The organism is Enterococcus gallinarum NBRC 100675, assembly GCF_001544275.1.
GTDB classification, from domain to species: Bacteria; Bacillota; Bacilli; order Lactobacillales; family Enterococcaceae; genus Enterococcus_D; species Enterococcus_D gallinarum.
In genome coordinates this window covers 61518-84873 of record NZ_BCQE01000001.1, presented here as the reverse complement: position 1 = coordinate 84873, position 23356 = coordinate 61518, and the positions used below count along the sequence as shown (strand labels likewise).

Sequence of the window (23356 nt, the reverse complement as noted above, 5' to 3'; positions counted from 1 at the left end):
GCAAAAATAGGAGGAGAGCAGATGGCCTTGAGAATCTTGATAGTGGAAGACGAAGAAAGTTTAGCCAGTTTTATCCAGACTGAGTTGACTTTTGAGGGGTACGACACGGTATGGGCCAAAGATGGCCAAGAGGCATTGACCTTGTTCAATCAGCAAACTGATCTGTTTGATCTGATTTTGTTGGATTGGATGCTGCCAATCTATGACGGTATCACGGTAGCGCGGCGAATTCGCAAAGAAAGCGATATTCCGATTTTGATGATGACAGCCAGAAATCAAACCGCCGATGTCGTGACTGGTCTTGACGTTGGTCTAGATGATTATTTAACGAAACCCTTTGAAATCGAAGAATTGTTTGCCCGGATTCGCGTGATTGAGCGACGACTGCAGCGGGAAGCCCAACAGCAAAAGAACCAACAAAATCAGTTGGTGGTAGGCGAGTTGATGATGGACATCGCCAAACACTTGGTCCAGGTTACCGGAGAGACCATTGAATTGACCCCTAAAGAGTTTGGGATCTTGTATGAGTTGATGAAAGAACCAGAAGTAGTCAAAACCAGAGATGAGCTATTGAATGAGATTTGGGGGTATGAATACGATGGTCAAACAAATGTGGTAGATGTTTATATTCGCACCCTTCGCAACAAGCTGGATGTCTGCGGCAAAGGTAAAATGATCGCAACCGTTCGGGGATTAGGCTATGTGTTGAGGACCGCCCATGAAGAATAAGGTTGCCAACCCACGCAGAAAAACTGCCCAGTTTCAATTAACGAGCCGCTTTTCTTTGATTCTATTTGGTTTGCTGATTCTCTTCAATGGATTGTTTATCTTGTTATCCGTAGGGTATTTGTTTGAACATATCGAAAATCGTGCGAGCAATATTCTTGAGGCTATCGAAAACGGGGAGGCTTCAGGCGATGACTGGAATGATCTAGTCAATGCCTATGTTTCGGCAGATGAAGAAGATGCCTTGCAAGTGATCTTAGCTGATGGCAGTGTCATTTTATCGGAAGATGCAGCAGAGATTTTTGCCGAGATCAATCACGGACGGATCATCCCATTTTTGGAGGGCATCATCTTTACAGATGATGGTATCTATTATACGAAAACCCAAGAAGTCGATGGGGATCAGGTAAAGATCGCCATCAATGGTGAGGACAGTGTGGAATTAGCCTATGGTCTCTTTATGATCAGCAGTTTCCTGAACCTGATCGCTGTAGTCGTTGGCAGTCTATTGATTTATTGGAGCGTTGGGAAATGGAGCCGGAAATTAACAGGGATGGCGCAAGAAATTGCTGAAATCGAACAAAGCCAAAAAGGCGAATTGACGATTGTTGAAGAACCAATCGAGATTCGTTCTGTGGTGTTGGCTTTCAATAAACTACTGAAAGAACAGCGTGAGACGATCGCGCGAGAAAAACGGTTTGTTGCCGATGCTTCTCATGAGCTGCGGACACCTTTAGCTGCGATTCGCGGACATGTCCAATTGATCCAGCGGCGTGGAACCAAACACCCAGAAGTCATTCCTTCTTCATTGGCCTTTATCGATAAAGAATCGAAGCGTTTGGAAACATTGAGTAATCAACTGCTGGATTTGGAAAAAAACCATACCCAAGAAATGAGCCTCGTGAATGTCTCACAGATCGTGCGAGAAGAATGTGAAAAACAAGCAACGATCGTTTCGCAATCGATTGAATATTTTGTGGAAAACCAGTGTAGGAAGCAAGGGCACAAACGTGACTTCCAACAGATCATCCAAAATCTTTTAGAAAATGCAGCGAAGTATTCACCAGCAGATCAGCCCATTCATGTGAAACTGACACAAGATCAAACGCACTTGTCTCTAAGCGTTGCCGACTTTGGTATTGGGATCCCCCATGATAAGAAAGTGATGATTTTTGAGCGTTTCTATCGAGTGGAAGATTCTCGTTCCAGTCAAATTTCCGGTTCAGGAATCGGATTATCACTGGTAAAACAGCTGGCCGATAAGTATCATGCTGAAATTACCGTCACGGATAATCAGCCACAAGGCAGTGTCTTTAAAATTGATTTTCCAAGTGAAAGAGAAAGATGAAGATTTTTTTAGATTTTCTTCAAGCATTTTTGATTCTTTTTTCTGAAGGACTTGTTATTCTAAATATATAGAAAAAAGGAATAGACAATTAATTGGAGGAATGAAACATGAAAAAAACAACAATTTTGTTCGGAATCGCTGCCCTAGGATTATTGGCAGGATGTACACAAAATAATACTGGAAATTCTGAACCTGCACAAAACAGTAGTTCAAGCACAACAGTCGCATCATCAAGTGAAACAACTTCTTCACAAGCTGCGGACAGATCTTCAAGCAGTGCAGCTATCGCAAATGGCGGTTTGCCTGCAGTGACAGTAGAAGAAGCTATCCAAGTGTTCCAAGAAAAATATCCAGATGCAGCAATCACTTCGCTTGACTTGGATACTTCTTTTGGTAAGTACTTCTATCAAGTTGAAGGCGTAGATGACACGAATGAATTTGAACTAAAGATCGATGCAGAAACAAAAGAAACTTCTGAAGAAAGAACGGAAAAACTAGATGCGGACGAACAAAATGGTGTCAAAAAAGAAGCCGATCAATTGGATCTGACCAACTTGCTTTCATTGGCAGAGATTTCCGATAGTGCTGTGAAAGAAGCTGGCGGTGGACAAGCAACAGATTGGGATCTTGATAAAGAAATGAATGTGACTTATTGGGAAGTCAAAGTTGAAGATGGCAACAAAAAAACAAATGTCAAAATCAATGCGCAAACAGGAGAAATTTTAGAAACTGAACAAGATGACTAGCAAAAGCGATAAGCAATAAAAAAAGCAAGGCAGCGAATAATGAAACTTACGCCAGTAAGCGTTCTTTCGCTGTCTTGCTTTTTATTGATTTGGCTTTACTTCTGTGAGAGGTTTGACTCGTCCGCCTATTTTTGCTGCAAAGGCTTCCGACTGCTTCCGATCTTCAAAAATCCACAACTTGTCCGGTATTTTTTCACGAGTGCGACGACCATCTTTGCCAATGTAACCATGCAAGACTTTAACAACATACATTGTCATCATCCTCCCATAAAAATTACCTTTGATTATACAAAAAAGTGCTCTAAATGCAATTAATCTGCCTCGAGATTAATTTTTCGAGGCAGCCGATAACGCCGCATAATCTGAAAATACTTGATGGATCTCAGGAAAGTTGCGCTTCAAATGGACCAGGCGATAGGTCTCTTTACTCAAAAAACAATGTTTGGAAGCGCCAGTTGTCACTAACTGATTGTTGTCAGTTCTATAGATCTCATAACGAAAATCAAGTCGAGTACCGGTGTAATGCTCGACGAGCACATCGATGCGTACTTGATCCTCATAACGGATCATTTCCTTGTATTGTGCGTTGACTTCAAGAACGGGAACAATCAAACCAGCTTCTTCGATTTTATGGTATGGCAATTGTAAAAAGGCTAGCATATCTACTCGTGCTTCTTCGAACCAACGGATGTAATTTGCATGGTGAATGATTGCCATCTGATCGGTTTCATAGTAATGAGGTTGGCGGATATAGCCGGAATATAAGGACATCGGGTTTGCTCCTTTTCATAACTGTTTTCATCAGCATAATACAAAACAAGAGAAATGCAAAGTGCCTTCTCTTGTTTCGGGACTATTTAAATTCAGCAAACAGTTGATCAATCGCTTGATAATCGGTTGCGGATAAATGGATATCCAATGCTTGCGCGTTGTCAGCAACTTGACTGGCTTGTTTTGCACCAGGAATAACTGCTGCAACTGCTGGATTTTTCATGTACCAAGCCAACACAAGTTGGGGGATCGTTGCATCATAAGAGGCAGCGATTGGTTGCAATTGGTCGACAGCCGACACGATTTTTTTAAAGCGATCACCTTGAAAGTCCGGCTTTTTACTACGGATATCGTCTTTTGCAAAGGTCGTTTCTTGTGTGTACTTTCCAGTCAACAACCCAGATGCTAGTGGAAAGTATGGAACAAAACTGATTGAATGTTCAGCTAAATAAGGGAAAAGCTCTGATTCAGCTTGGCGATGGATCAAACTGTACTCATCTTCCACAACATCGACGTACCCTTCAGCATTGGCTTCTTTTAATTGTTCAAGTGTGAAGTTGGAGACACCGATCGCACGGATTTTGCCAGCTTCTTTCAGTTGATGCAATGCGCGAATCGCTTCATCTTTAGGGGTGGTTTCATCTGGAAAATGAATATAAAATATATCCAGATAGTTGGTTTTTAAGCGTATTAAAGCTTCTTCAACGGCTTGGGTCAGGAATTCTGGCGAATTATCTTTTTTGTTTGGTTCTTCTGGTCGATGAGCTGCTTTGGTGGCAATGATAACTTGATTGCGATCGAACGCCTCTTCTTGCAAGACATCACCGATCAGTTCTTCTGAACGACCTTCACCGTAAATATAGGCAGTATCAATCAAATTGATCCCATTGCGCAGCGCCGTCCGCACAATTTCCTTGCCTTCTTCTTCATCTAAGTTTGGAAACAAATTGTGGCCGCCGATGGCATTTGCACCTAAGCCAAGGGAGCGTACATAGACTTGTGATTTGCCGATTTGAACATCTGTCATAAAGCAATTCCTCCTTCTAATCTCTTCTTTTAGTGTAAAGGAAAAACTTGAAAAACGATATTCATAAGTATTGAAAAAGCCTATGAAACAGCTTGACATTTCCAAAGGATTCTTGTAGTTTATAGATAATATCAAAAATCTGTGAAAGATCGAGTACGTCATTTTGGACCTTCAAAGAGAAAACTGCCATGGCTGCAAGCAGTTTAGGACAAATGCCGGAAAGACAATCTGGAGATGAACAGAAGAAAAGCTGTTCCGTGAACGAGCGTTAATCGAAAGGAGAATGAAAGTTCTCGAATTTTAGGTGGTACCGCGTGTAATAACTCGCCCTTGTGTAGAAAACAAGGGCGAGTTTTTTGCTGTGAATCACTGCGACTGGTCGAAGACCAGAGCAGATGATGAACAGTAGTAGGCGACCAAAGGGAGCGTAGTCACCGCTTTCCGAATCACTGCGATTGGTCGAAGACCATGCAAGTCCTTCTTAGCGACAGCTTAGAAGCGACTGTAGGCGTAATGCAGAGTAGACGAGCAGATGATGAACAGTACTAGGCGACCGGAGGGAACGTAGTCACCACCTTCCGAATCACTGCGACTGGTCGAAGTCCATGCAAGTCCTTCTTAGCGCTAGCTTAGAAGTGACTGCAGGCGAAGCGCAGAGTAGAAGAGCAGATGATAAACAGAAAATCGTTTCCCACAATGAATCAAATCAGTATAGTTGTAATGAATACATACGATCGTTTTTGATCGATCGAAGATACCCACAATAGGAGGATGAAAACAGATGAGTTATCAACGTCCAAAAGGCACCAATGATATTTTACCAGGAGAATCCGAAAAATGGCAGTTTGTTGAAGAAACAGCCCGTTTGGTTTTTCGTGACTACCAGTACAATGAGATCCGCACACCGATTTTTGAACACTTTGAAGTGATTGCTAGAAGCGTTGGCGATACAACCGACATCGTTTCAAAAGAAATGTACGATTTCTATGACAAAGGAGAGCGCCATGTGACATTGCGTCCGGAAGGCACAGCGCCGATTGCTCGTTCTTATGTTGAAAATAAACTTTTCGGACCAGAGTACAACAAGCCTTACAAAGTCTTTTATGTTGGACCGATGTTCCGTTATGAACGGCCGCAAAAAGGTCGCTTACGTCAATTCCATCAAATCGGTGTAGAAGCATTTGGTTCCGCAAATCCTGCGACAGATGTTGAAACGATGGCGATGGCGATGGATTTCTTTAAACAATTAGGGCTAAGTCAACTTCGACTAGTGATCAACTCTTTAGGGGATAAAGAAACGCGTAAGAATTATCGCCAAGCACTGATTGATTATTTATCGCCTCATGAAGCAGAATTGAGCGACGATTCAAAACGCCGCCTGCATGAGAATCCACTGCGGGTTTTAGATAGCAAAGACAAACGAGATCAACAGTTCGTTGCGGATGCTCCTTCGATCTTGGACTATTTGAGTCCAGAAGCTAAAGCCCATTTTGAAACAGTCATCACGATGTTGGATGCTTTGGACATTCCTTATGAGATCGATTCAAATATGGTCCGGGGATTGGATTATTATACCCATACTATTTTTGAGATTATGAGTGAAGCGCCAAAAATGGGGGCGCAAGCTACGATCTGTGCGGGTGGACGCTATGACCATCTGGTCGAAGAATTAGGCGGCCCACAAACGCCAGGTTTCGGTTTTGCGATGGGCTTAGAACGTCTATTGATCACAATGGAGGCAGAAGAAGTCGTTATTCCAGCATTGAATGAATTAGATGCTTATGTTGTTGGTCTAGGAGAAGCAACCAATTTGGAAGCATTGAAAGTCGTTCAGGCGATCCGTAATTTTGGCTTTTCTGCAGATCGTGATTTTATGAATCGGAAAGCAAAAGCGCAATTCAAATCGGCAGATAAGCAAGGGGCGCGTTTGGTGCTGACCCTAGGTGAAAATGAATTAGCTGAACAAGTGATCAACATCAAATCGATGGCAAGTCGGATCGAGAAACAATTCAAGCTAGCCGATCTATATGATCATTTTGATGAAATCTATGATGAAATGACTACAATCTTAATCAAGCAAGGAGAAGAAGAATGAGCAAACGTACAGTATATTGTGGGCGCGTCTCAGAAGCCCATTTAGATCAAACCGTTACTTTAAAAGGCTGGGTCCAAAAACGTCGTGACTTAGGCGGAGTGATTTTCATTGATTTGCGGGACAGAGAAGGGATCGTGCAAGTTGTCTTTAATCCGGAAGTATCCAAAGAAGCATGGGCGATTGCAGATACTTGCCGCAGCGAGTATGTGCTAGAAGTGACAGGTCAAGTCATCAATCGGGCACCAGAAGCAATCAATCCTAAGATGAAAACCGGGCACTATGAAGTGATGGTCAGCGAGATCACTATTTTGAATACAGCCAAAACACCTGCATTTTCAATTGAAGATGATCAAATCGTAGGAGACGAAACGCGGTTGAAATATCGTTATTTGGATTTACGCCGTCCCAAAATGACTAAGAATATCATGATGCGGGCAAAAACGACACAAGTGATTCGTCATTTCTTGGATACCAATGACTTTCTAGATATCGAAACCCCTTATTTAGCGAAATCAACACCAGAAGGCGCCAGAGATTATCTCGTTCCTTCCCGGGTTTACCCTGGTCATTTTTATGCATTGCCACAATCGCCACAAATTTTCAAACAATTATTGATGGGTGCTGGATTCGATCGTTACTATCAAATTGTCCGTTGCTTCCGGGATGAAGACTTGCGGGGAGACCGTCAGCCTGAATTTACCCAAGTCGATATTGAAACAACCTTTTTGACGGCAGAAGAGATCCAAGCTTACACGGAGGAACTGTTAGTCAATGTCATGCGTGAAGTCAAAGGGCTAGAAGTAACTACGCCGTTTCCGCGAATGACTTACGATGATGCCATGGCACGTTATGGCAGCGACAAGCCAGACACTCGGTTTGATATGGAATTGATTGATTTGTCCGAAACTGTTAAAGATGTTGATTTCAAAGTTTTCCAAATGGCGCTTGAAAATGGCGGTGTGGTGAAAGCATTGAATGCGAAAGGTGCTGCGGATAAATATTCCCGAAAAGATATGGATAATTTGGGACATTACGCAGGACAGTTTGGTGCGAAAGGGTTAGCATGGGTCAAAGTAGAAGAAGATGGCTTAAAAGGACCAATCGCAAAATTCTTGACTGACGCTGCAGCATCGATCATTGCTGCTACGAATGCAGAAGTGGGCGATATCCTAATGTTTGGTGCGGATAAGTTTGAGATCGTTTCGGCGGCTTTAGGAGCAATCCGCAGCAAGTTAGGAAAAGAATTAGGCTTGATCGATGAAAGCAAGTTCAATTTCTTATGGGTAACAGATTGGCCACAATTTGAATACGATGCAGAAGCTGGCCGCTATGTCTCTGCTCACCATCCATTTACGATGCCTAAAGAAAAAGATGTACCATTGTTGGCAACTGATCCTGCAAAAGTGTATGCGGAAGCTTATGATATCGTCTTGAACGGTTACGAGCTTGGCGGTGGGTCTCTCCGGATCCATCAGCGGGATGTTCAAGAACAAATGTTTGAAACCCTTGGTTTTTCTCGGCGTGAAATGGAAGAGCAATTTGGTTTCTTGTTGACGGCATTGGACTATGGGTTCCCACCACATGGCGGAATCGCATTAGGTTTGGATCGTCTAGTGATGTTGCTGGCTGGCGAAGAAAATATTCGTGAAGTGATCGCGTTCCCTAAAAACGGGAAAGCAGCCGATCCAATGTCACAAGCGCCAAGCAAAGTTGCTCCTCTGCAATTGTTTGAATTGAATATTGATGTCACGACAGTTGAAGAAGATTAAGTAAAACGTAAGTAATAAGTAAGTAATAAACGTGCGAATGATGAATGAAAATAGACGATTAAGAAAATTCCATGAGAATTTGTCTATTTCTTTCATTGTTCGTTTCTTTTTTTACTATCTGAAGTATAATAAGAGCAAATCAACAAAGCGAGGCTCTTGAATGAAATGAATACCCTCTTTAAATGGCTGCCACACCCTGATTATGCCAACAAATTATCGTTTTCGATTGTCTATGCCATTTTATCGGCGATCGCAGTCAATTTTTTTTATCAACCCGGCAAAATCTATTCTAGCGGGATCACAGGGATTGCTCAAATTTTGACCACCGTTTCCACGGATTGGCTCGGATTCTACATCCCTGTCTCAGTCGCCCTATTGTTGCTGAATATTCCGCTTTTCTTTCTCGGCTGGTTCAAGATTGGTCATAAATTTACGATTTTCACAGGAATTACTGTAGTCCTAACATCTTTGTTCGTACAGATCCTTCCAGAAGAAACACTGACGACAGATCCGATGATCTGCGGGATTTTTGGGGGAGCCATCAACGGAGCCGGTATTGGTTATGCGCTAAAAAGCGGACTTTCCTCTGGCGGCCTCGATTTTGTAAGTATCGCGATCCGGAAACGTACAGGGAAAACCATCGGATCCATCTCGATTTTTTTCAATATTGCCATCATGTTTGCTGCGGGCATCCTGTTCGGCTGGCAGTATGCGCTATATAGTGCCATTGCGATTTTTGTCAGCGGTAAAGTCACCGATGCTGTTTTTACCAAGCAAAAGAAAATGCAGGTAACGATTATTACGAGAAGTCCTGAAGAAGTCATCCATACGATCCAGAAAAGTCTGCGCCGAGGAATTACGATCATCAATGAAGCAGAAGGAGCCTACAAGCATGATAAACAGACAGTGTTATTGACTGTCGTTACCCGCTTCGAGTTGCCGATGTTACGTTCTGCCATGAAAGAAGCAGATCCCAAGGCATTTGTCAGTATTGCTGAAAATGTACAAATATTGGGTCGTTTTTATGAAGAAGAATTATAGGAGAGCTTGGATCAAAGCGTTTCGTGATGAAATGCTTTTTTCTTTTTGTAAAAATTAATTTTTTTAGAAAATAGAGTATTCTTGCTAGCTTTCTTGTTGCTTTATCTGGTAAATTATGAAGAAATGGGTCATTATTTTTTAATGGTTCCACATTGACTGTTTCTTACGAAAAACAGTTGATCAAAAAAAAGAAAAGTGGTTGGAGAATGAACAAACGGTTAAAAACAAGCCGCTATATCACTGGTTTCGACGGTATCCGTACATTAGCCGTGATCGGCGTTATCTTATATCATTTATTACCTACTCAAATGCGAGGCGGGTATTTAGGAGTTCCTGTTTTTTTTGTAGTTTCTGGTTATTTGATCACCGATTTGCTTCGACAGGAGTGGGACCAGAACGGTCGTATTGCTGTCAAAGATTTTTATGTCCGCCGGATGAAACGACTGTATCCTGGCATGGTGGTGATGCTGCTTCTGTCTGCTGCCTACATTACATTATTCCAGCGGAATTTACTGAACAATCTGCGGGGAGTCGTCGTCAGCAGTCTCTTGTATGTCAACAACTGGTGGCAGATCAATCACGGTCTTTCTTATTTTGACCGATTCGGCAATGAATCTCCCTTTACGCATCTATGGTCTTTGGCTGTTGAAGGGCAGAATTATTTGATTTGGCCGTTACTCTTTATTTTATTGATGAAGTTAGTCAAAAATCGTGGGACGATTTTTAAAATCGTGATCGGCTGCTCGTTACTTTCGGCTCTTTTATTAGCGATCTGGTATTCACCAGGGGCAGACCCTACTCGAGTTTATTATGGTACCGACACGCGTTTGTTTTCGATTTGGATGGGAAGTGCGTTGGCTTTCATTTGGCCTAGCACCCATCTAAAAAAAGAAATTCCGAAGAAAGCGAAGCGGGTATTGAACCTAGCTGGTGGTCTTTCTTTTATTGGTTTAGTGATAACATTTTTTGTGCTAGATGATCATCTTTCCTTTGTTTATTACGGAGGAATGCTGCTAGTCAGCTTGCTTTGTACGATCTTGGTGGCGGTCACTGCCCATCCTGGAGCTAGTCTGAACCGTTGGCTGACAAATCCGTTATTCAGTTACATCGGCAAGCGGAGTTATGGGATTTATTTGTATCAGTTCCCTGTGATGATTTTTTATGAAGCAAAGATTGGGAATGTTGGCGAGAATGTTCTTCTGCATACATTGATTGAGATTGTATTGATTCTCTTGATCAGTGAATTGTCCTATCGATTTATCGAAAATCCGTTGCGGAAATTTCACTACAAAGATACTTTCCGTACGGTGCGCAATTGGTTCAGTAAGCCAGTGATCAGTCGCCAAAAACCTTGGCTGCTTCCAGGACTGCTTGTTTCCTTAGTTGCTCTTTATGGAATAGCTACCGCTCCGGTGAACTATGTAGATGCGCAACAGCAGCAGTTAAAAGAAAATATTGCTGCCAATAAAAAAGCGGCTGAACAGACACAAAAAAATGCGAATGGCTCGGATACAGAAAGTACAGGAGACAATTCTTCAAAGGCAACGGAAGCCGAAAAATCAGTAATGGAAAAATATGGGTTGACAGAAGCCCAGGTGAAGAAGGCCGAAGAGCTGGAAATTACCGCTTTTGGTGATTCTGTTATGCTGGATGCCACTGCTGACTTGCAAGAAATTTTTCCCAAAGCTGTCGTTGATGGGGATGTGGGACGACAATTGTATGAGAGTCCTGAACTGATCAAAGCGTTGAAAGAAAAAGATTTGTTACGAGATACAGTATTGATCGGTCTAGGAACGAATGGGTCCTTTACAGAAACTCAATTCGATAATTTGATGAAAGAAATTGGCGATCGCAAAGTCTATTGGATCAATGTGCGGGTACCTACGCAAAGATGGCAGAATGAGGTCAACAGCATGCTGGAGAAAATGGCTGCTAAATACGACAATATGACATTGATCGATTGGTACGATTTAAGTAATGAGCATGAAGAGTGGTTTTATGAAGATCGAGTCCATCCAAATCCTGATGGCATGTTGCAATATTGTACACTAGTTTCCCAAGCTATTTTGCAATAATGGCGTTGACAATTTCTTAGAAAAATAAACTAACCGAGAGGTCTCAAGCACAGATTCTTGTTTGTCTTCAAGAATCGCAAGAGATCTCTCGGTTTTTTGTATCGCCCTTCCTAAGTGGATGAGGATCTTTATCCAATCGTTGCAACAAGCGTTTCAAACAACAATGCACTGGAAGCGGCACCTGGATCGATATGTCCGATTGCCCGCTCGCCTAAATAAGAAGCACGGCCTTTTTTGGCGACTAGGTCTTTTGTATGTTCTTTGGCTTCCTCGATTTGTTCTTTAGTCAGACTGCCGTTTTTTAACGCTGCGGCAACAGGTTGCCAGACATCGACCATCGTTTTGTCTTCGAATTCTGCTTTGCCTCGAGCTTTGATCCCATTAAGTCCTTCTTCGATGATGCTTCCTAATTGTTCATACGAATCAATTGTTTCTAGGTCTTTTGTAGCTTTGGTCATGTTCATGAATGCTGAGCCATAAAGTGGACCTGAAGCACCACCAACTTTAGAGATCAATGCCATCGAGAGTACTTTGAATGTGTCTGTGATTGTTTTAGGCTGTTGTTTTGCAAATGCTTCTTGATAGGCTGCGACGCCGCGAGCCATATTGTTGCCGTGATCGCCGTCACCAATAGGGGTATCTAGATCACTTAAATAGCCTTTATTTTCCTCAATGGCTTTTGTAAATGCATTTAACCATTGTTGGGTCATCTCTGTTGTCATTTGCATTGAAAATTCCTCCTTTACCAAGCGATCGTTTCAACAGGTTCGTTGAGCGCATCCGTCGCATCGTTGTTACTGAAATCGATCATGGTCAATGATAGACCTTGCATATCGATAGAGGTCATATAGTTGCCGACTTTATGGAATGTGACAGAAATGTCTTTGTCTGCGAGCAATTTTTGTACATCGTTGGCAAAGACGAATTGTTCCATCAGTGGTGTACCGCCCATGCCGTTGATCAAGACACCAACTTTTTTCGGTGTTTGTTCATAATCAGCTAAAATTTTGTCCACCAATTCCTTGGCTAGCTCTTTCGATGGTTTCAATTTTTCCCGGCGATAACCAGGTTCTCCATGGATTCCCACGCCATACTCGATTTCATCATCTGCTAATTCAAAACCAGGTTTACCCACTTCTGGAACGGTTGCTGCTTTTAAGGCAACACCAATAGTTTTGATGGTTGGAACTAATGCTTCACCTAATTCTTTTAATTCAGTTAATGAACGTCCTTGACGAGCAGCAGCACCCAAAATTTTATGAACGAGAATGGTTCCAGCCACGCCTCGTTTTCCAGCAGTATAGGTACTGTTCTCGACGGCAATATCATCATCTACGACGACGATTTCAGCAGTGATGTCTTCCATCTCAGCCATATCTTTGGCCATTTCAAAGTTTAGGATATCTCCCGTATAGTTTTTAACGATTAAAAGCACGCCTTGCCCTTGATCGGCTTCTTTGATCCCAGTCAGGATCTGATCTGGTGTTGGAGAAGTGAAGACGTCTCCCAAGACGGCGGCACTCAACATACCATCACCAACAAACCCAGCGTGTGCCGGTTCGTGTCCGCTGCCTCCGCCTGAGACTAAGCCAACTTGTTCGTGGGTGGCGTTTTTTGCTACGACTCGGGAGTCTTCGACTTGATGAACCAGTTGCGGATAGCTGGCAACTAGACCAGCTAGCATTTCTTCGACGATCGCTGAAGGATCATTGATTATTTTTTTCATTATTGATTCCATCCTTTCTCAGCTGCTTTTTGGGCTTCTGCTGTGATCTGGGAGAGGTCATCACTGAATCCAGCGGTGATTGCTGCGGCAAAAGCACCTTCTACAAGCGGTGCATCAATCAAGTGATAGCGGGTTTGCTGTTCCGGTTCCAACATATCATAGGCTAGCTCTGCGTTTAGTACGGCACTACCCAAATCAGCAAAAACGAGAATCTGTTCGGCATCCGGAGACTGATTGACCGCTTCAACGATTTTTGTCGGATCAGACCCTAATTCGCCTTCAGCTGTTCCACCCAATGAAAAAAGAGTGACTGTTTCGCTGTCCGACATGTCTTCGATCATGGCTTTCAGTCCGTCTGTCAGTTGTTGACTGTGAGAAACAAGTAAAATACTTTTCTTCATTTCGATTCACCAACGCTTTCTTAAATAGATTCAGCGGCAGTAGACGAAACCGCCTTCACTAAAAGTATAACAAATTTCGCAAAACTTGCATGAATGACGATTGCTCCACTATATAAATAGAAAATAAGTGAATAAATAGAAAATAAGTGAAGAAAAGATAAAAAAACCGAACAACTACAAATAAATATCCTTAATTAGGAGAATTTATCATAGTTGTCCGGAATCATTTTCTTCCATTGATCAAGCCGTAGCGTTTTGCTCTAGCCGGCGGGTGATCTGTGTTGCAAGGGCAGATAGCCCCCACTGCAATAAGCAGTTGATCGCCATCAATCCAACAAAGATTGGCAAGGTGATGCTAGTCAAAAAGCCTACTTCTAAAATATGATGGAAGAGCATTGCGGCGATGTATGTTCCGCTAATCGTGGTTACGATCAAAAATAAGCGCAATGGATTTAGCGGCAAACAACTGCGGATCACAGCTAAACAACTGATGCCGATCAGCAGATAATAGAACAATGTAGTTGCGGTCATTGGTTCCCAGCCATAGTCAGTTTGCAGGAACTGTACAGCGAAATAATTCAAAAGCACCAAGAGTGCGCTCGGCAACGCCCGCAGCAATGCGGTAGGCAAGTAACGGCCGGTGATTCGCTTTTTGTCTTCTTCAAAGGAAAGGAAGAAGGAAGGGTATCCTTCAATCGCCAGATCCAATAATGTGATTTGGATCGGAATAAAAGGAAATGCCGTAGAAGTGGCAACACATAGTAAGGACAATAGGAAGCTGTAGATCGTTTTGATAAAAAAGATCCCAGATACTTTCGTCACATTATTAACGACACGGCGACCTTCAAAGAGTGCTGCTGGCAGTGTCGTGAAATCGGAATCTAATAAAACCAGATTCGCGATTTGGCGAGCCGCACTGTCCCCAGCAGCCATAGCGATACTGACATCGGCTTCACGCAGTGCCAACACGTCATTGACGCCATCTCCAGTCATGGCGACCGTATTGCCTAGTGCCTTCAACTCAGAAACTAGCAGTTTCTTTTGCTGAGGCGTCACACGCCCAAAAACGGTATAGGTTTGGGCAGCTTGACGAACATCTGCTTCTTCAGTTAGTTGGGAAAGATCGATATAGTTCTCGGAATCAGGCAGCCCAGCCCGTTTGGCGATGGCTGACACAGTGATTGGATTGTCACCCGAGATCACCTTCAAGTCCACTCCTTCTGCAGACAGGTAGGCCAACGTGTTTTCTGCATTTTCCCGAATCACATCAGCAAGAACAAGAACTGCCAGCGGGGCAGCCTTTGCTGGATCAAAGGGCTGATTGGCGTCGTTATAATGAGGGTCAAGAGTCAAGACGAGGACTCTTAAACCAGCCGATTGCGCTTCTTGAATTTGCGGCAGCTGTTGATTGGCAATCGTCTTTTCAGGTGCTCCTAGATAGACTGCCCCTAATTCGTGAAATGCGATAGCGCCCCATTTCCGATCAGAAGAAAATGGCATTGCTGCAAAGGACTGGTAATGATCAGATCCAGTGATGGTTTGGCGCAACGCTTGCATCGTCACATTGTTGTCAGTACTGGCAGCCAAATAGCTGCCTAAGATTGCCGTTACATCTTGGGTGTCATCGATTGGCTGGATCGATTCGACGGATAGTCGACCTTCCGTTAATGTGCCGGTTTTGTCCAAACAGAGGGTATCGACATGGGCCAGTGTCTCGATCGCGTACATATCTTGGACTAAGATCCTTTTTTTGGCTAGTTTGATGACACCCGTGGTCAAAGCAATGCTGATCAATAGGACGAGTCCTTTAGGCAGCATTCCCAATAAAGCAGCAGACGAAACGATCACTGCTTCTTTTAAGTCGCTACCACGAAATAAATAAGCTTGTAGAAATAGGATCACCCCTAATGGAACAATCACTAGGCTTGTGAATTTTGTGACTTTGCGAATCGAAGAAACTAGCTCTGAGCGCAGCGGTTTATGTGTTTTGGCTTCATTGCTTAATTTTGCCGCATAATTCTCTGCTCCTACGCGGATCACTTTTGCAGTGACCTCTCCACTGGCGACAAAACTGCCAGATAAGAGGATCGCGTCGTTTTCTTTGACGACGAGATCGGCTTCGCCTGTCAGCATCGACTCGTTGACATCGGTTTGCCCAGATAAAACCACCATGTCGGCTGGAATCTGTTCTCCTGCACCAATGACAACAAGATCGTCAAGGACCAGGGATTTGGCATCCACCGACTGTGTAACGCCATCTCGTATCACACGTATTTCTTGTTGGGCGATGATCGAGAGTTTTTTGACTAGATTCCGAGCGTGGATCTCTTGACTGATCCCTACAGTGATATTGATCAAAATGATTACCAGATAAAATAAATTGGAATAGGCGCCAACTGCCAGAAGACAGACACCAATCAACAAGTTCAGCAAATTGAACAATGTGAGGATATTGTCCTTAAAAATTGCTGTCGTAGACTTCGATGTTTTTGTTTCATAATCGTTGTGTTGGCCTTGTTCGGTTCGTTGTGTGACTTCTTCTGAGGTAAGCCCCGTATCTATTTGCTTCATATAATTCTCCATTTCTTTCAGATTCCTTGTTTAGTCTAGCATGCCAAGAAGTCATTGCAAGAAATGGTGAAAAAATAATTGAAATCTTAAAAAACAGTAGCGGTTTGTTCGGAAGAAGAGGCTTTTCATTGACTTGTTCCCAGAAACTTGATATAGTCATAATGCTCAAATAGTAATGATTTCGATTTGTTGTTTTTGAATCGAAAATGGAGGACTCTGCTAGCTGATTTCTTTTCTTTTTAGAATGATGGATAGAAAAAACAAAGGAGAAAATAATGGCCAAAAAATCAAAACAAGCAAAAGCAAAAAAACAAGCCGCAATGATCGAGCAATACGCAGAGATCCGTTACCAATTGAAACAAGAAAAAGATTACCAAGCTTTAGCAAAATTACCTAAAGATTCTAATCCGAATCGCTTGAAAAATCGGGATATGACCGATGGTCGTCCACGGGGCTATATGCGTAAATTTGGTCTTTCACGGATCACTTTTCGACAATTGGCACATGAAGGCAAATTGCCAGGTGTAAAAAAAGCCAGTTGGTAAACGTTTAATAGGTGTAAGAAAAATAATACAATCAAACGATCTCCCGTCTAGATAGCTCAGAAATACGCTGTATGGAGGGATATTCAAGGAAAACTATCTGAATGCTGAGGCAGCTGATCTCCTAAAAAGACTGGGAGATAGATGCCGAGCGTTTAGGTAGTTTTTTGTTTGAATTTTTTGAGGGTAGCGATTCGACTAATCGGAAGTGGTCTCGTATAATAGAAAAAGCAAAGACGAAGGTCTGATGAACACATGTTGGATAGGAGTATATCATGTCTTTAAAAGAGAAAATCATCGCAGAAAGCAAGCGTTTAGGTATTGATAAAATCGGTTTTGCTTCTGCTGAACCGTTTTATGAATTAGAGTCCTCGTTGAGGGAGCAGCGCGCAAAAGGCCATACATCTGGTTTCGAACATCAAGTGATCGAAGAGCGGATATATCCAGAAAGAACCTTTGAAAATCCGCAAACAATCATTGCGATCGCTCTGGCATATCCCACAAAAATCAAAGAGAAAGTGCCGCGAGATGAGAAACGGGGGATGTTTGCCCGCGCCTCTTGGGGGATCGATTACCATGATATTTTACGTGATCGCTTAGAAAAATTGATCCAGTTTATCAAAGCGCAAGCAGAGAATCTGGAAGAAGCAGAAAACTGGCGGTTTGCCCCGCAAGTGGATACCGGTGAGCTGGTGGATGTGGCAGTTGCACAGCGTGCTGGTTTGGGGTTCATTGGCCGCAATGGCTTATTGATCACGGAAGAATTTGGTTCTTTTGTTTATTTAGGCGAGATCGTCACCAATATTTCCTTCGAAACAGATGAAGCGGTACCCTTTGGCTGTGGGGATTGTATGCGCTGTGTTACTGCCTGTCCCACAAAAGCGCTCTTAGGGGATGGACGAATGAACGCACAGCGCTGCCTTTCCTATCAGACACAAACAAAAGGCATGATGCCTGAGGAGTATCGTAAAAAGATGCATAATGTCATCTATGGCTGTGATATTTGTCAGTTGGTCTGCCCCTATAATCGAGGCAAGGATTTCCATTTTCATCAGGAAATGGAGCCGGAAGTAGAAACCGTTTATCCTAAGTTGCAGCCAATGCTTTCTTTATCAAATAAAGCTTTTAAGAATCAGTTTGGGCATTTATCTGGTTCTTGGCGCGGGAAGAAACCATTGCAGCGTAATGCGATCATTGCCTTAGCAAATCTGGGAGATCGCACCGCATTGCCAGCCATCTGGCGGTGTGCGACAGAAGACGTCCGACCTGTCATCCGTGGAACAGCCTATTGGGCCATTGGACAATTAGGCATCAAAGAACCCGAACAATGGCTAGAACGCTTACAGCAGTGCGAAGAACTAGAACCGGAAGAAGAAGCACGCGTTGAACTACAAGCGGCGATCGAACGCTTAAAAACGATCGTGGCATCCTCCGGAGAAGAACGGAAAAACAAGTCAGTTGATTGATCGCGTGCTAGGTAGAGCTCCATAAGCACGTGAGCAATCGTACAAAAAATTGAAGCATGCGATTTTTGATAATAAAGAGCCGAGCAATGTTTAGCATACGTCAACTATGCCGCAAATGCGACATGACCTGAAAGGTCTGGAAGTATTCCAACATCGCTCGGCTATTGGTCGAATGGATGCTATTTTTGGGGGAAGATTTTTCACAGTAGCCTATTTTTTCAGCTTAATCCAGCACATCATCGCTTTCAACGATTTCTTCTGAATCTAATTCAAAGTCTGGTGCTGGATGGACACGTTCCGGTAATTCCATCTCTAGTTCAGCTGTTTGTTGGTATTCGTTGTCGCTATCAGCAACGTCAATCAATATATCCGTTGGCAGTTCTTGATCGATTCGATAGCCTTGTGCATGGCGCGCATCGAGTAGTTCTAAGAGGTGCTGCCATTCATCTTTGGCAATCACCACGACATCGATTCCTTCTTGATTTTGAATTTCGACAACAGAAGATAGATCAGTTCCAACAGTCTGAATGATTTCTTCTAATGACCATTTTACGTTTTCTAATGCAATTTTTTGTGCCATTTGGTTACCCCTTTCTTGTCAATTGACTCTCATTTCATTGTAGCGGGAATTTGGTTGATTGCAAAATAGTATGATCGCAGGTCTATGAAAGGGGTTAAAAAAATGAGAAGAAGAATTGAAGTCTTTTGTGAACAAAGGTAATATGGTATTAAAAGAAATGAGGGAGTAAAGATGAAAGAAAAACAAACGTTTCATGTTAACGGTTACTTAGCACTGATCGTCTTGATCGCCTTAATGATCGGCGGCGGCTATCTCTTTTATGATGGGATCGTCCGCAATGCGGTTTGGGAGTTAGTCATCAGTGTCGTGTTGTGGATCATCGCTATCTTGTTCATTAGTTCATTGACGATTGTGCAGCCGAATCAAGCGAAAGCGATTCTTTTCTTTGGTCAATATTTAGGTACCATCAAAGACAATGGACTCTTTGTGACTGTGCCGCTAACACAGAAAATCAATGTATCACTGAAAGTCCGTAACTTCAATAGCTCTTTATTGAAGGTCAATGATTCTGATGGCAATCCGATCGAAATCTCAGCAGTCGTCGTCTTTCGAGTCGTAGATACGGCCAAAGCATTGTTCGATGTCGATTACTACCAAGATTTTGTTGAGATCCAAAGTGAAACAGCGATTCGCCATATCGCTACCCAGTATCCTTATGACACTTTTAATGATGATGATTTGACTTTGCGAGGCAATACCAATGAAGTTTCTGAAGAACTGGCACAAGAACTGCAAGAGCGTTTAGCGGTAGCCGGTGTCGAGGTGATCGAGACGCGGTTGAATCACTTGGCGTATGCCACTGAGATCGCTAGTGCCATGTTGCAGCGTCAGCAAGCCAAAGCAATTTTATCGGCACGACAAATCATTGTTGAAGGAGCGGTCTCCATGACACAAATGGCCTTGGAACAGATCGAAGATGGTCAGGATATTAACTTTACTGACGATCGAAAAGTCCAATTGATCAACAATTTACTCGTATCGATCATTACTGACAAAGGCACTCAACCTGTGATCAATACAGGCGATGTGAAAGAAAAGGCGGTGTAATCAAATGAAAAAACTTTACATCAAGCAAAAAGTCTTCAGTATCGGTGAAAAATTTACTGTCATGGATGAGCAGCAAAAGCCGCGCTATTTTGTCGAAGGGAGTTTCATGAAGATTCCTAAAAGCTTTGCGATTTATGATGAACGACAACAGCAAATCGGTGAAGTCACAAAGAAAGTGTTTAGTCTATTGCCCAAGTTTTTTGTTGAGGTACATGGAGAAGAAGCAATTGTTCTAGAAAAAGAATTCACGCTTTTCAAAGCGCGTTATTCCATCCATGCCCAAGGAATTGAAATTCAGGGGAATTGGTGGGACATGGACTTTGTCGTCAATCGACAGGGACGTCAAATTGCTGAGATTCATAAACGATGGATCTCATGGGGGGATACCTATGAAGTAACGGTTTATGAGGAAGATCTGGAGGACTTGATTATTTGTCTCGTCATTGCCATCGATCGCGTAAAAGCCGATGATGGTGCAGCTGCGAGTTCTGCCAGTACTTAAACAGAAAATGAAAGCAACGATGGAAAAGGAGACGAAAAGATGTACGGATCGATAGAAGCAGGCGGTACAAAATTTGTTTGTGCGATTGGTGATGAAGAAATGACCATTAAAGAACGGGTCAGTTTTCCCACCACCACACCAGAAGAAACAATGGCATTAGTGATCGATTTTTTCAAAAAGTATGAAGACCAGTTAGTGGGGATCGGTATTGGTTCCTTTGGCCCAATCGATATCCATCGAGATTCCGCAACGTATGGCTACATTACCTCCACACCCAAATTAGCTTGGCAGAATTTTGATTTTGTAGGTACGATGAAACAAGCCTTTCCCATCCCCATTGCTTGGACCACAGATGTCAATGCTGCAGCTTATGGGGAATATGTTTTCGGTAAAGGAAAAGGACTATCCAGTGTAGTTTATTATACGATCGGCACCGGTGTTGGCGGCGGTGCATTACAAGATGGCCGCTTTGTTGAGGGATTCAGCCATCCGGAGATGGGACATATGCTGGTAGTGCCTCATCCTGATGATTCATTCGAAGGCAGCTGTCCATTTCATGGCAACTGTCTCGAAGGGATGGCCGCAGGTCCAGCGATTGAAAAACGCTTAGGAAAGAAAGGACAGGAACTGTCTGAAGATGAGCCTTTCTGGAGCATCGAAGCTGAATATATCGCGCAATGCGCCTACAACACTACATTGATGCTTTCACCGGATGTCATTATTTTTGGTGGTGGCGTAATGAAGCAGCGTCACATGGTGGAAAAGGTTCATCAAGCTTTTGAACGATTGGTCAACGGCTATGTCAAAACACCAGCAGTTGCAGACTACATCGTGACACCTGAATTAGAAGACAATGCAGGAACATTAGGCTGTCTGGCACTAGCACGAGAAGCTGTGTTACATTCCTGATACATGTGATCACACCAAAACATTGGTGTGATTTTTTTGTGATTGAAGGGATTATTTGGCAGGTAAGAGCAGAATGCGTATACTTAAGCAGAGGTGGAAAGAGATGAAAATTGCAGTTCGTAAAAGAAAAATCGGGAATATCCCAGTATTGGAAGTCGTTCCAGAACATTTGATCTATGAACCGTTGCCGTTGATCATTTATTATCATGGTTGGCAAACGAGTAAAGAATTGGTACTGACGCAAGGTCGAAAACTAGCACGGGAAAACTTTCGTGTGATTTTACCTGATGCCGCCAATCATGGCGAACGAAAGACCCAACTATCCGAGATTCCTTCATTGATTTTCTGGCAAAGCATTCATACCAACTTATTTGAGTTTTCTTATTTGGTGGATTTCTTTGAAAATCTAGGCTTGGTAAATGGGCAAATCGCTGTAGGAGGCGTTTCAATGGGAGGGATGACGACTTGCGGCTTGCTATGTCAACATCCGGAGATCACCGCTGCTGCGTGTGTGATGGGCTCGCCATCGATGATCGGTTACCGTGAACGGATCCAGAAACATGCGGGTGCTGCAGGTTTCTTTGTCCCAGATGACTATCAGTTGCTACTGGGATGGATCGAAGCTTATGATCTCCAGACGCAACCAGAAAAACTAGCTGGACGTCCATTGTTGTTCTGGCATGGGACGGAAGATGAGAAAATCCCTTACGCCGATGTAGAAACCTTTGTGCAAGAGAATCCAGAAGCGAATCTGACATTTATCTCTCGCGAAGAACGACATTTAGTTCGTGGAGAGACCATGGATCAGGTAACGGCCTTTTTTGTTGAACAATTAGGAAAAAGCACTGATTCACTCTGACAACAAAAAACGACAGGTATCTAGGTAAGCAAAGGGATTGTGTGGTTATGTACAAGCATAAAATTCGTGTTCTTCATTTTTCTTTTTTATACTGTAGGGTGGAAAAAAGGAGGAATGACTGTGAACTATCGCGTTTTATTATTTTATAAATACACGACCATCGAAGATCCAGAAAGTTTTGCGAAAGAGCATTTAGCTTTTGGGAAAGAGATCGGTATCAAAGGTCGAATTCTTGTTGCGAAAGAAGGAATCAACGGAACGCTTTCTGGAACGATTGAAGCAACGGATGCCTATATGGAAAAAATGGAAGCGGACCCCCGTTTCAAAGGAATCTACTACAAAATCGATGAGGTGGAAGAACACGCCTTTAAAAAATTGTTTGTTCGACCGCGAAAAGAATTGGTGTCATTGAACTTAGAAGATGATATCGATCCTTTAGAACTAACCGGAAAGTATCTAGAACCGAAAGATTTCAAAGAAGCGTTGTTGGATGAAAATACCGTAGTGATCGATGCGCGGAATGATTATGAATACGATCTTGGTCATTTTCGAGGTGCGGTCCGTCCCGATATCCGCAGTTTCCGTGAATTGCCTCAATGGATCATTGAGAACAAAGAGAAATTCATGGATAAAAAAGTGGTCACTTACTGCACAGGTGGGATTCGCTGCGAGAAATTCTCGGGCTGGTTGTTGCGAGAAGGATTCCAAGACGTAGCACAACTTCACGGGGGAATTTTTGCTTATGGCAATGATCCAGAAGTTCAAGGAGAGTTGTGGGACGGTAAGATGTATGTCTTTGATGAACGTATCAGTGTTGAGATCAATCATGTCGACAAGACCGTGATCGGTCGCGATTGGTTCGATGGCACACCATGTGAGCGTTACGTCAATTGTGCAAATCCAGAGTGCAATCGTCAGTTCCTCACTTCGGAAGAGAATCAAGCGGCACACTTAGGCGGCTGCTGCTATGAATGTGCCGCCAATGAAAACAATCGTTACGTCATTGAGCACAATATCTCTCAAGAAGAACAAGCAGCAGTTTTAGCACAACTAGCGTCTGAAGTGACGGTTTAAAAAGATCCTGAAAAGGATCTTTTTTTGTTCTTTAATTATCTGAAAAATCAAACGATTCCAATTGATTTTTTTAACAAATTT

General features: G+C 42.9%; 22 protein-coding genes and 1 other annotated feature. Of the genes, 14 read left to right on the top strand and 8 right to left on the bottom strand.

All coding sequences use genetic code 11. The annotated features are described in order from the left end of the window. The first annotated feature begins 21 nt into the window (after positions 1-21). The 3 genes from EG2_RS00375 (at position 22) to EG2_RS00365 (ending at position 2820) form a co-directional block, all read left to right on the top strand. Complete coding sequence (locus EG2_RS00375; protein ID WP_060813037.1) at positions 22-729, top strand: response regulator transcription factor; 708 nt, start codon at positions 22-24, stop codon at positions 727-729. Continuing rightward, positions 719-2074: a sensor histidine kinase gene (locus EG2_RS00370; protein ID WP_060813036.1), complete on the top strand. Its 1356-nt coding sequence runs from the start codon at positions 719-721 to the stop codon at positions 2072-2074. The genes EG2_RS00375 and EG2_RS00370 overlap by 11 nt, the downstream gene beginning before the upstream one ends. A 107-nt stretch (positions 2075-2181) precedes the next feature. Beyond that, positions 2182-2820 carry a PepSY domain-containing protein gene (locus EG2_RS00365; protein ID WP_060813035.1) on the top strand — a complete coding sequence of 213 codons (639 nt, stop codon included), beginning with the start codon at positions 2182-2184 and terminating at the stop codon, positions 2818-2820. Positions 2821-2901: 81 nt separating this feature from the next. Here the strand turns inward: EG2_RS00365 and EG2_RS19065 are convergent, their stop codons facing one another. The 3 genes from EG2_RS19065 to EG2_RS00355 all read right to left on the bottom strand — a co-directional run bounded on the left by EG2_RS19065 (position 2902) and on the right by EG2_RS00355 (position 4618). Then, positions 2902-3072 carry a hypothetical protein gene (locus EG2_RS19065; RefSeq protein WP_005472698.1) on the bottom strand — a complete coding sequence of 57 codons (171 nt, stop codon included), beginning with the start codon at positions 3070-3072 and terminating at the stop codon, positions 2902-2904. A gap of 75 nt (positions 3073-3147) precedes the next feature. Next, positions 3148-3591: an acyl-CoA thioesterase gene (locus tag EG2_RS00360; protein ID WP_060813034.1), complete on the bottom strand. Its 444-nt coding sequence runs from the start codon at positions 3589-3591 to the stop codon at positions 3148-3150. An 82-nt stretch (positions 3592-3673) separates the two neighbouring features. Further along, positions 3674-4618, bottom strand: a complete 945-nt coding sequence (locus EG2_RS00355) for an aldo/keto reductase (protein ID WP_060813033.1) — start codon at positions 4616-4618, stop codon at positions 3674-3676. Positions 4619-4750: 132 nt separating this feature from the next. After that, positions 4751-4953 (top strand) — a binding site (T-box leader). Positions 4954-5399: 446 nt separating this feature from the next. On the opposite strand from EG2_RS00355, the gene hisS reads away from it, so the two are divergent. The 4 genes from hisS to EG2_RS00335 all read left to right on the top strand — a co-directional run bounded on the left by hisS (position 5400) and on the right by EG2_RS00335 (position 11598). Further along, positions 5400-6713: a histidine--tRNA ligase gene (gene hisS, locus EG2_RS00350; protein ID WP_060813032.1), complete on the top strand. Its 1314-nt coding sequence runs from the start codon at positions 5400-5402 to the stop codon at positions 6711-6713. Next, complete coding sequence (gene aspS / locus EG2_RS00345) at positions 6710-8482, top strand: aspartate--tRNA ligase (RefSeq protein WP_003128677.1); 1773 nt, start codon at positions 6710-6712, stop codon at positions 8480-8482. Before hisS ends, aspS begins: the two co-directional genes overlap by 4 nt. 165 nt (positions 8483-8647) lie before the next feature. Then, entirely contained in the window at positions 8648-9523 is an 876-nt protein-coding gene (locus EG2_RS00340) for a YitT family protein (RefSeq protein ID WP_060813031.1), read from the top strand. Positions 9524-9729: 206 nt separating this feature from the next. Continuing rightward, positions 9730-11598, top strand: coding sequence for an acyltransferase family protein (locus EG2_RS00335; RefSeq protein ID WP_060813030.1), 1869 nt, complete (start codon positions 9730-9732; stop codon positions 11596-11598). 128 nt (positions 11599-11726) lie between these two features. Here the strand turns inward: EG2_RS00335 and dhaL are convergent, their stop codons facing one another. The 4 genes from dhaL to EG2_RS00315 all read right to left on the bottom strand — a co-directional run bounded on the left by dhaL (position 11727) and on the right by EG2_RS00315 (position 16296). After that, complete coding sequence (dhaL, locus tag EG2_RS00330) at positions 11727-12326, bottom strand: dihydroxyacetone kinase subunit DhaL (protein WP_060813029.1); 600 nt, start codon at positions 12324-12326, stop codon at positions 11727-11729. Between the two features lie 14 nt (positions 12327-12340). Next, positions 12341-13324 carry a dihydroxyacetone kinase subunit DhaK gene (gene dhaK / locus EG2_RS00325; protein WP_060813028.1) on the bottom strand — a complete coding sequence of 328 codons (984 nt, stop codon included), beginning with the start codon at positions 13322-13324 and terminating at the stop codon, positions 12341-12343. After that, a complete protein-coding gene (gene dhaM / locus EG2_RS00320) occupies positions 13324-13725 on the bottom strand; it encodes a dihydroxyacetone kinase phosphoryl donor subunit DhaM (protein WP_003128685.1) in 402 nt (133 codons plus the stop codon). The genes dhaK and dhaM overlap by 1 nt, the downstream gene beginning before the upstream one ends. 240 nt (positions 13726-13965) lie before the next feature. Beyond that, on the bottom strand, positions 13966-16296 hold the full coding sequence (locus EG2_RS00315; RefSeq protein ID WP_071870104.1) for an HAD-IC family P-type ATPase: 2331 nt from the start codon (positions 16294-16296) through the stop codon (positions 13966-13968). Positions 16297-16571: 275 nt separating this feature from the next. On the opposite strand from EG2_RS00315, the gene rpsN reads away from it, so the two are divergent. Together rpsN and queG are read left to right on the top strand one after the other, a co-directional pair. Further along, complete coding sequence (gene rpsN, locus EG2_RS00310; RefSeq protein WP_060813026.1) at positions 16572-16841, top strand: 30S ribosomal protein S14; 270 nt, start codon at positions 16572-16574, stop codon at positions 16839-16841. Positions 16842-17113: 272 nt separating this feature from the next. Further along, on the top strand, positions 17114-18304 hold the full coding sequence (gene queG / locus EG2_RS00305; RefSeq protein ID WP_060813025.1) for a tRNA epoxyqueuosine(34) reductase QueG: 1191 nt from the start codon (positions 17114-17116) through the stop codon (positions 18302-18304). Positions 18305-18527: 223 nt separating this feature from the next. Here queG and EG2_RS00300 read toward each other — a convergent pair whose 3' ends face one another. Next, a complete protein-coding gene (locus EG2_RS00300; protein ID WP_060813024.1) occupies positions 18528-18884 on the bottom strand; it encodes a hypothetical protein in 357 nt (118 codons plus the stop codon). A gap of 171 nt (positions 18885-19055) precedes the next feature. Between EG2_RS00300 and EG2_RS00295 the strand changes: the two genes are divergently transcribed. The 5 genes from EG2_RS00295 to trhO all read left to right on the top strand — a co-directional run bounded on the left by EG2_RS00295 (position 19056) and on the right by trhO (position 23275). After that, positions 19056-19931, top strand: coding sequence for an SPFH domain-containing protein (locus tag EG2_RS00295; protein WP_003128704.1), 876 nt, complete (start codon positions 19056-19058; stop codon positions 19929-19931). Positions 19932-19935: 4 nt separating this feature from the next. Next, positions 19936-20433: an LURP-one-related/scramblase family protein gene (locus EG2_RS00290; protein WP_003128705.1), complete on the top strand. Its 498-nt coding sequence runs from the start codon at positions 19936-19938 to the stop codon at positions 20431-20433. Positions 20434-20472: 39 nt separating this feature from the next. Continuing rightward, the gene (scrK, locus tag EG2_RS00285) at positions 20473-21342 is read left to right on the top strand and encodes a fructokinase ScrK (protein ID WP_003128707.1); all 870 of its coding nucleotides are present in this window, start codon (positions 20473-20475) and stop codon (positions 21340-21342) included. 103 nt (positions 21343-21445) lie between these two features. Continuing rightward, positions 21446-22201, top strand: a complete 756-nt coding sequence (locus tag EG2_RS00280; protein WP_060813023.1) for an alpha/beta fold hydrolase — start codon at positions 21446-21448, stop codon at positions 22199-22201. Between the two features lie 120 nt (positions 22202-22321). Next, the gene (gene trhO / locus EG2_RS00275) at positions 22322-23275 is read left to right on the top strand and encodes an oxygen-dependent tRNA uridine(34) hydroxylase TrhO (protein ID WP_003128711.1); all 954 of its coding nucleotides are present in this window, start codon (positions 22322-22324) and stop codon (positions 23273-23275) included. Positions 23276-23356 lie beyond the last annotated feature (81 nt).

Bases quoted from the DNA above. Each gene is read 5' to 3' on its own strand.
- EG2_RS00300 (WP_060813024.1), bottom strand. From the start codon at position 18,884: ATGGCACAAAAAATTGCATTAGAAAACGTAAAATGGTCATTAGAAGAA.
- dhaK (WP_060813028.1), bottom strand. From the start codon at position 13,324: ATGAAAAAAATAATCAATGATCCTTCAGCGATCGTCGAAGAAATGCTA.
- EG2_RS00355 (WP_060813033.1), bottom strand. From the start codon at position 4,618: ATGACAGATGTTCAAATCGGCAAATCACAAGTCTATGTACGCTCCCTT.
- EG2_RS00360 (WP_060813034.1), bottom strand. From the start codon at position 3,591: ATGTCCTTATATTCCGGCTATATCCGCCAACCTCATTACTATGAAACC.
- scrK (WP_003128707.1), top strand. From the start codon at position 20,473: ATGTACGGATCGATAGAAGCAGGCGGTACAAAATTTGTTTGTGCGATT.
- rpsN (WP_060813026.1), top strand. From the start codon at position 16,572: ATGGCCAAAAAATCAAAACAAGCAAAAGCAAAAAAACAAGCCGCAATG.
- EG2_RS00280 (WP_060813023.1), top strand. From the start codon at position 21,446: ATGAAAATTGCAGTTCGTAAAAGAAAAATCGGGAATATCCCAGTATTG.
- queG (WP_060813025.1), top strand. From the start codon at position 17,114: ATGTCTTTAAAAGAGAAAATCATCGCAGAAAGCAAGCGTTTAGGTATT.
- EG2_RS00365 (WP_060813035.1), top strand. From the start codon at position 2,182: ATGAAAAAAACAACAATTTTGTTCGGAATCGCTGCCCTAGGATTATTG.
- EG2_RS00295 (WP_003128704.1), top strand. From the start codon at position 19,056: ATGAAAGAAAAACAAACGTTTCATGTTAACGGTTACTTAGCACTGATC.
- hisS (WP_060813032.1), top strand. From the start codon at position 5,400: ATGAGTTATCAACGTCCAAAAGGCACCAATGATATTTTACCAGGAGAA.
- EG2_RS00290 (WP_003128705.1), top strand. From the start codon at position 19,936: ATGAAAAAACTTTACATCAAGCAAAAAGTCTTCAGTATCGGTGAAAAA.
- dhaL (WP_060813029.1), bottom strand. From the start codon at position 12,326: ATGCAAATGACAACAGAGATGACCCAACAATGGTTAAATGCATTTACA.
- EG2_RS19065 (WP_005472698.1), bottom strand. From the start codon at position 3,072: ATGTATGTTGTTAAAGTCTTGCATGGTTACATTGGCAAAGATGGTCGT.
- dhaM (WP_003128685.1), bottom strand. From the start codon at position 13,725: ATGAAGAAAAGTATTTTACTTGTTTCTCACAGTCAACAACTGACAGAC.
- EG2_RS00315 (WP_071870104.1), bottom strand. From the start codon at position 16,296: ATGAAGCAAATAGATACGGGGCTTACCTCAGAAGAAGTCACACAACGA.
- EG2_RS00335 (WP_060813030.1), top strand. From the start codon at position 9,730: ATGAACAAACGGTTAAAAACAAGCCGCTATATCACTGGTTTCGACGGT.
- EG2_RS00370 (WP_060813036.1), top strand. From the start codon at position 719: ATGAAGAATAAGGTTGCCAACCCACGCAGAAAAACTGCCCAGTTTCAA.
- EG2_RS00375 (WP_060813037.1), top strand. From the start codon at position 22: ATGGCCTTGAGAATCTTGATAGTGGAAGACGAAGAAAGTTTAGCCAGT.
- EG2_RS00340 (WP_060813031.1), top strand. From the start codon at position 8,648: ATGAATACCCTCTTTAAATGGCTGCCACACCCTGATTATGCCAACAAA.
- aspS (WP_003128677.1), top strand. From the start codon at position 6,710: ATGAGCAAACGTACAGTATATTGTGGGCGCGTCTCAGAAGCCCATTTA.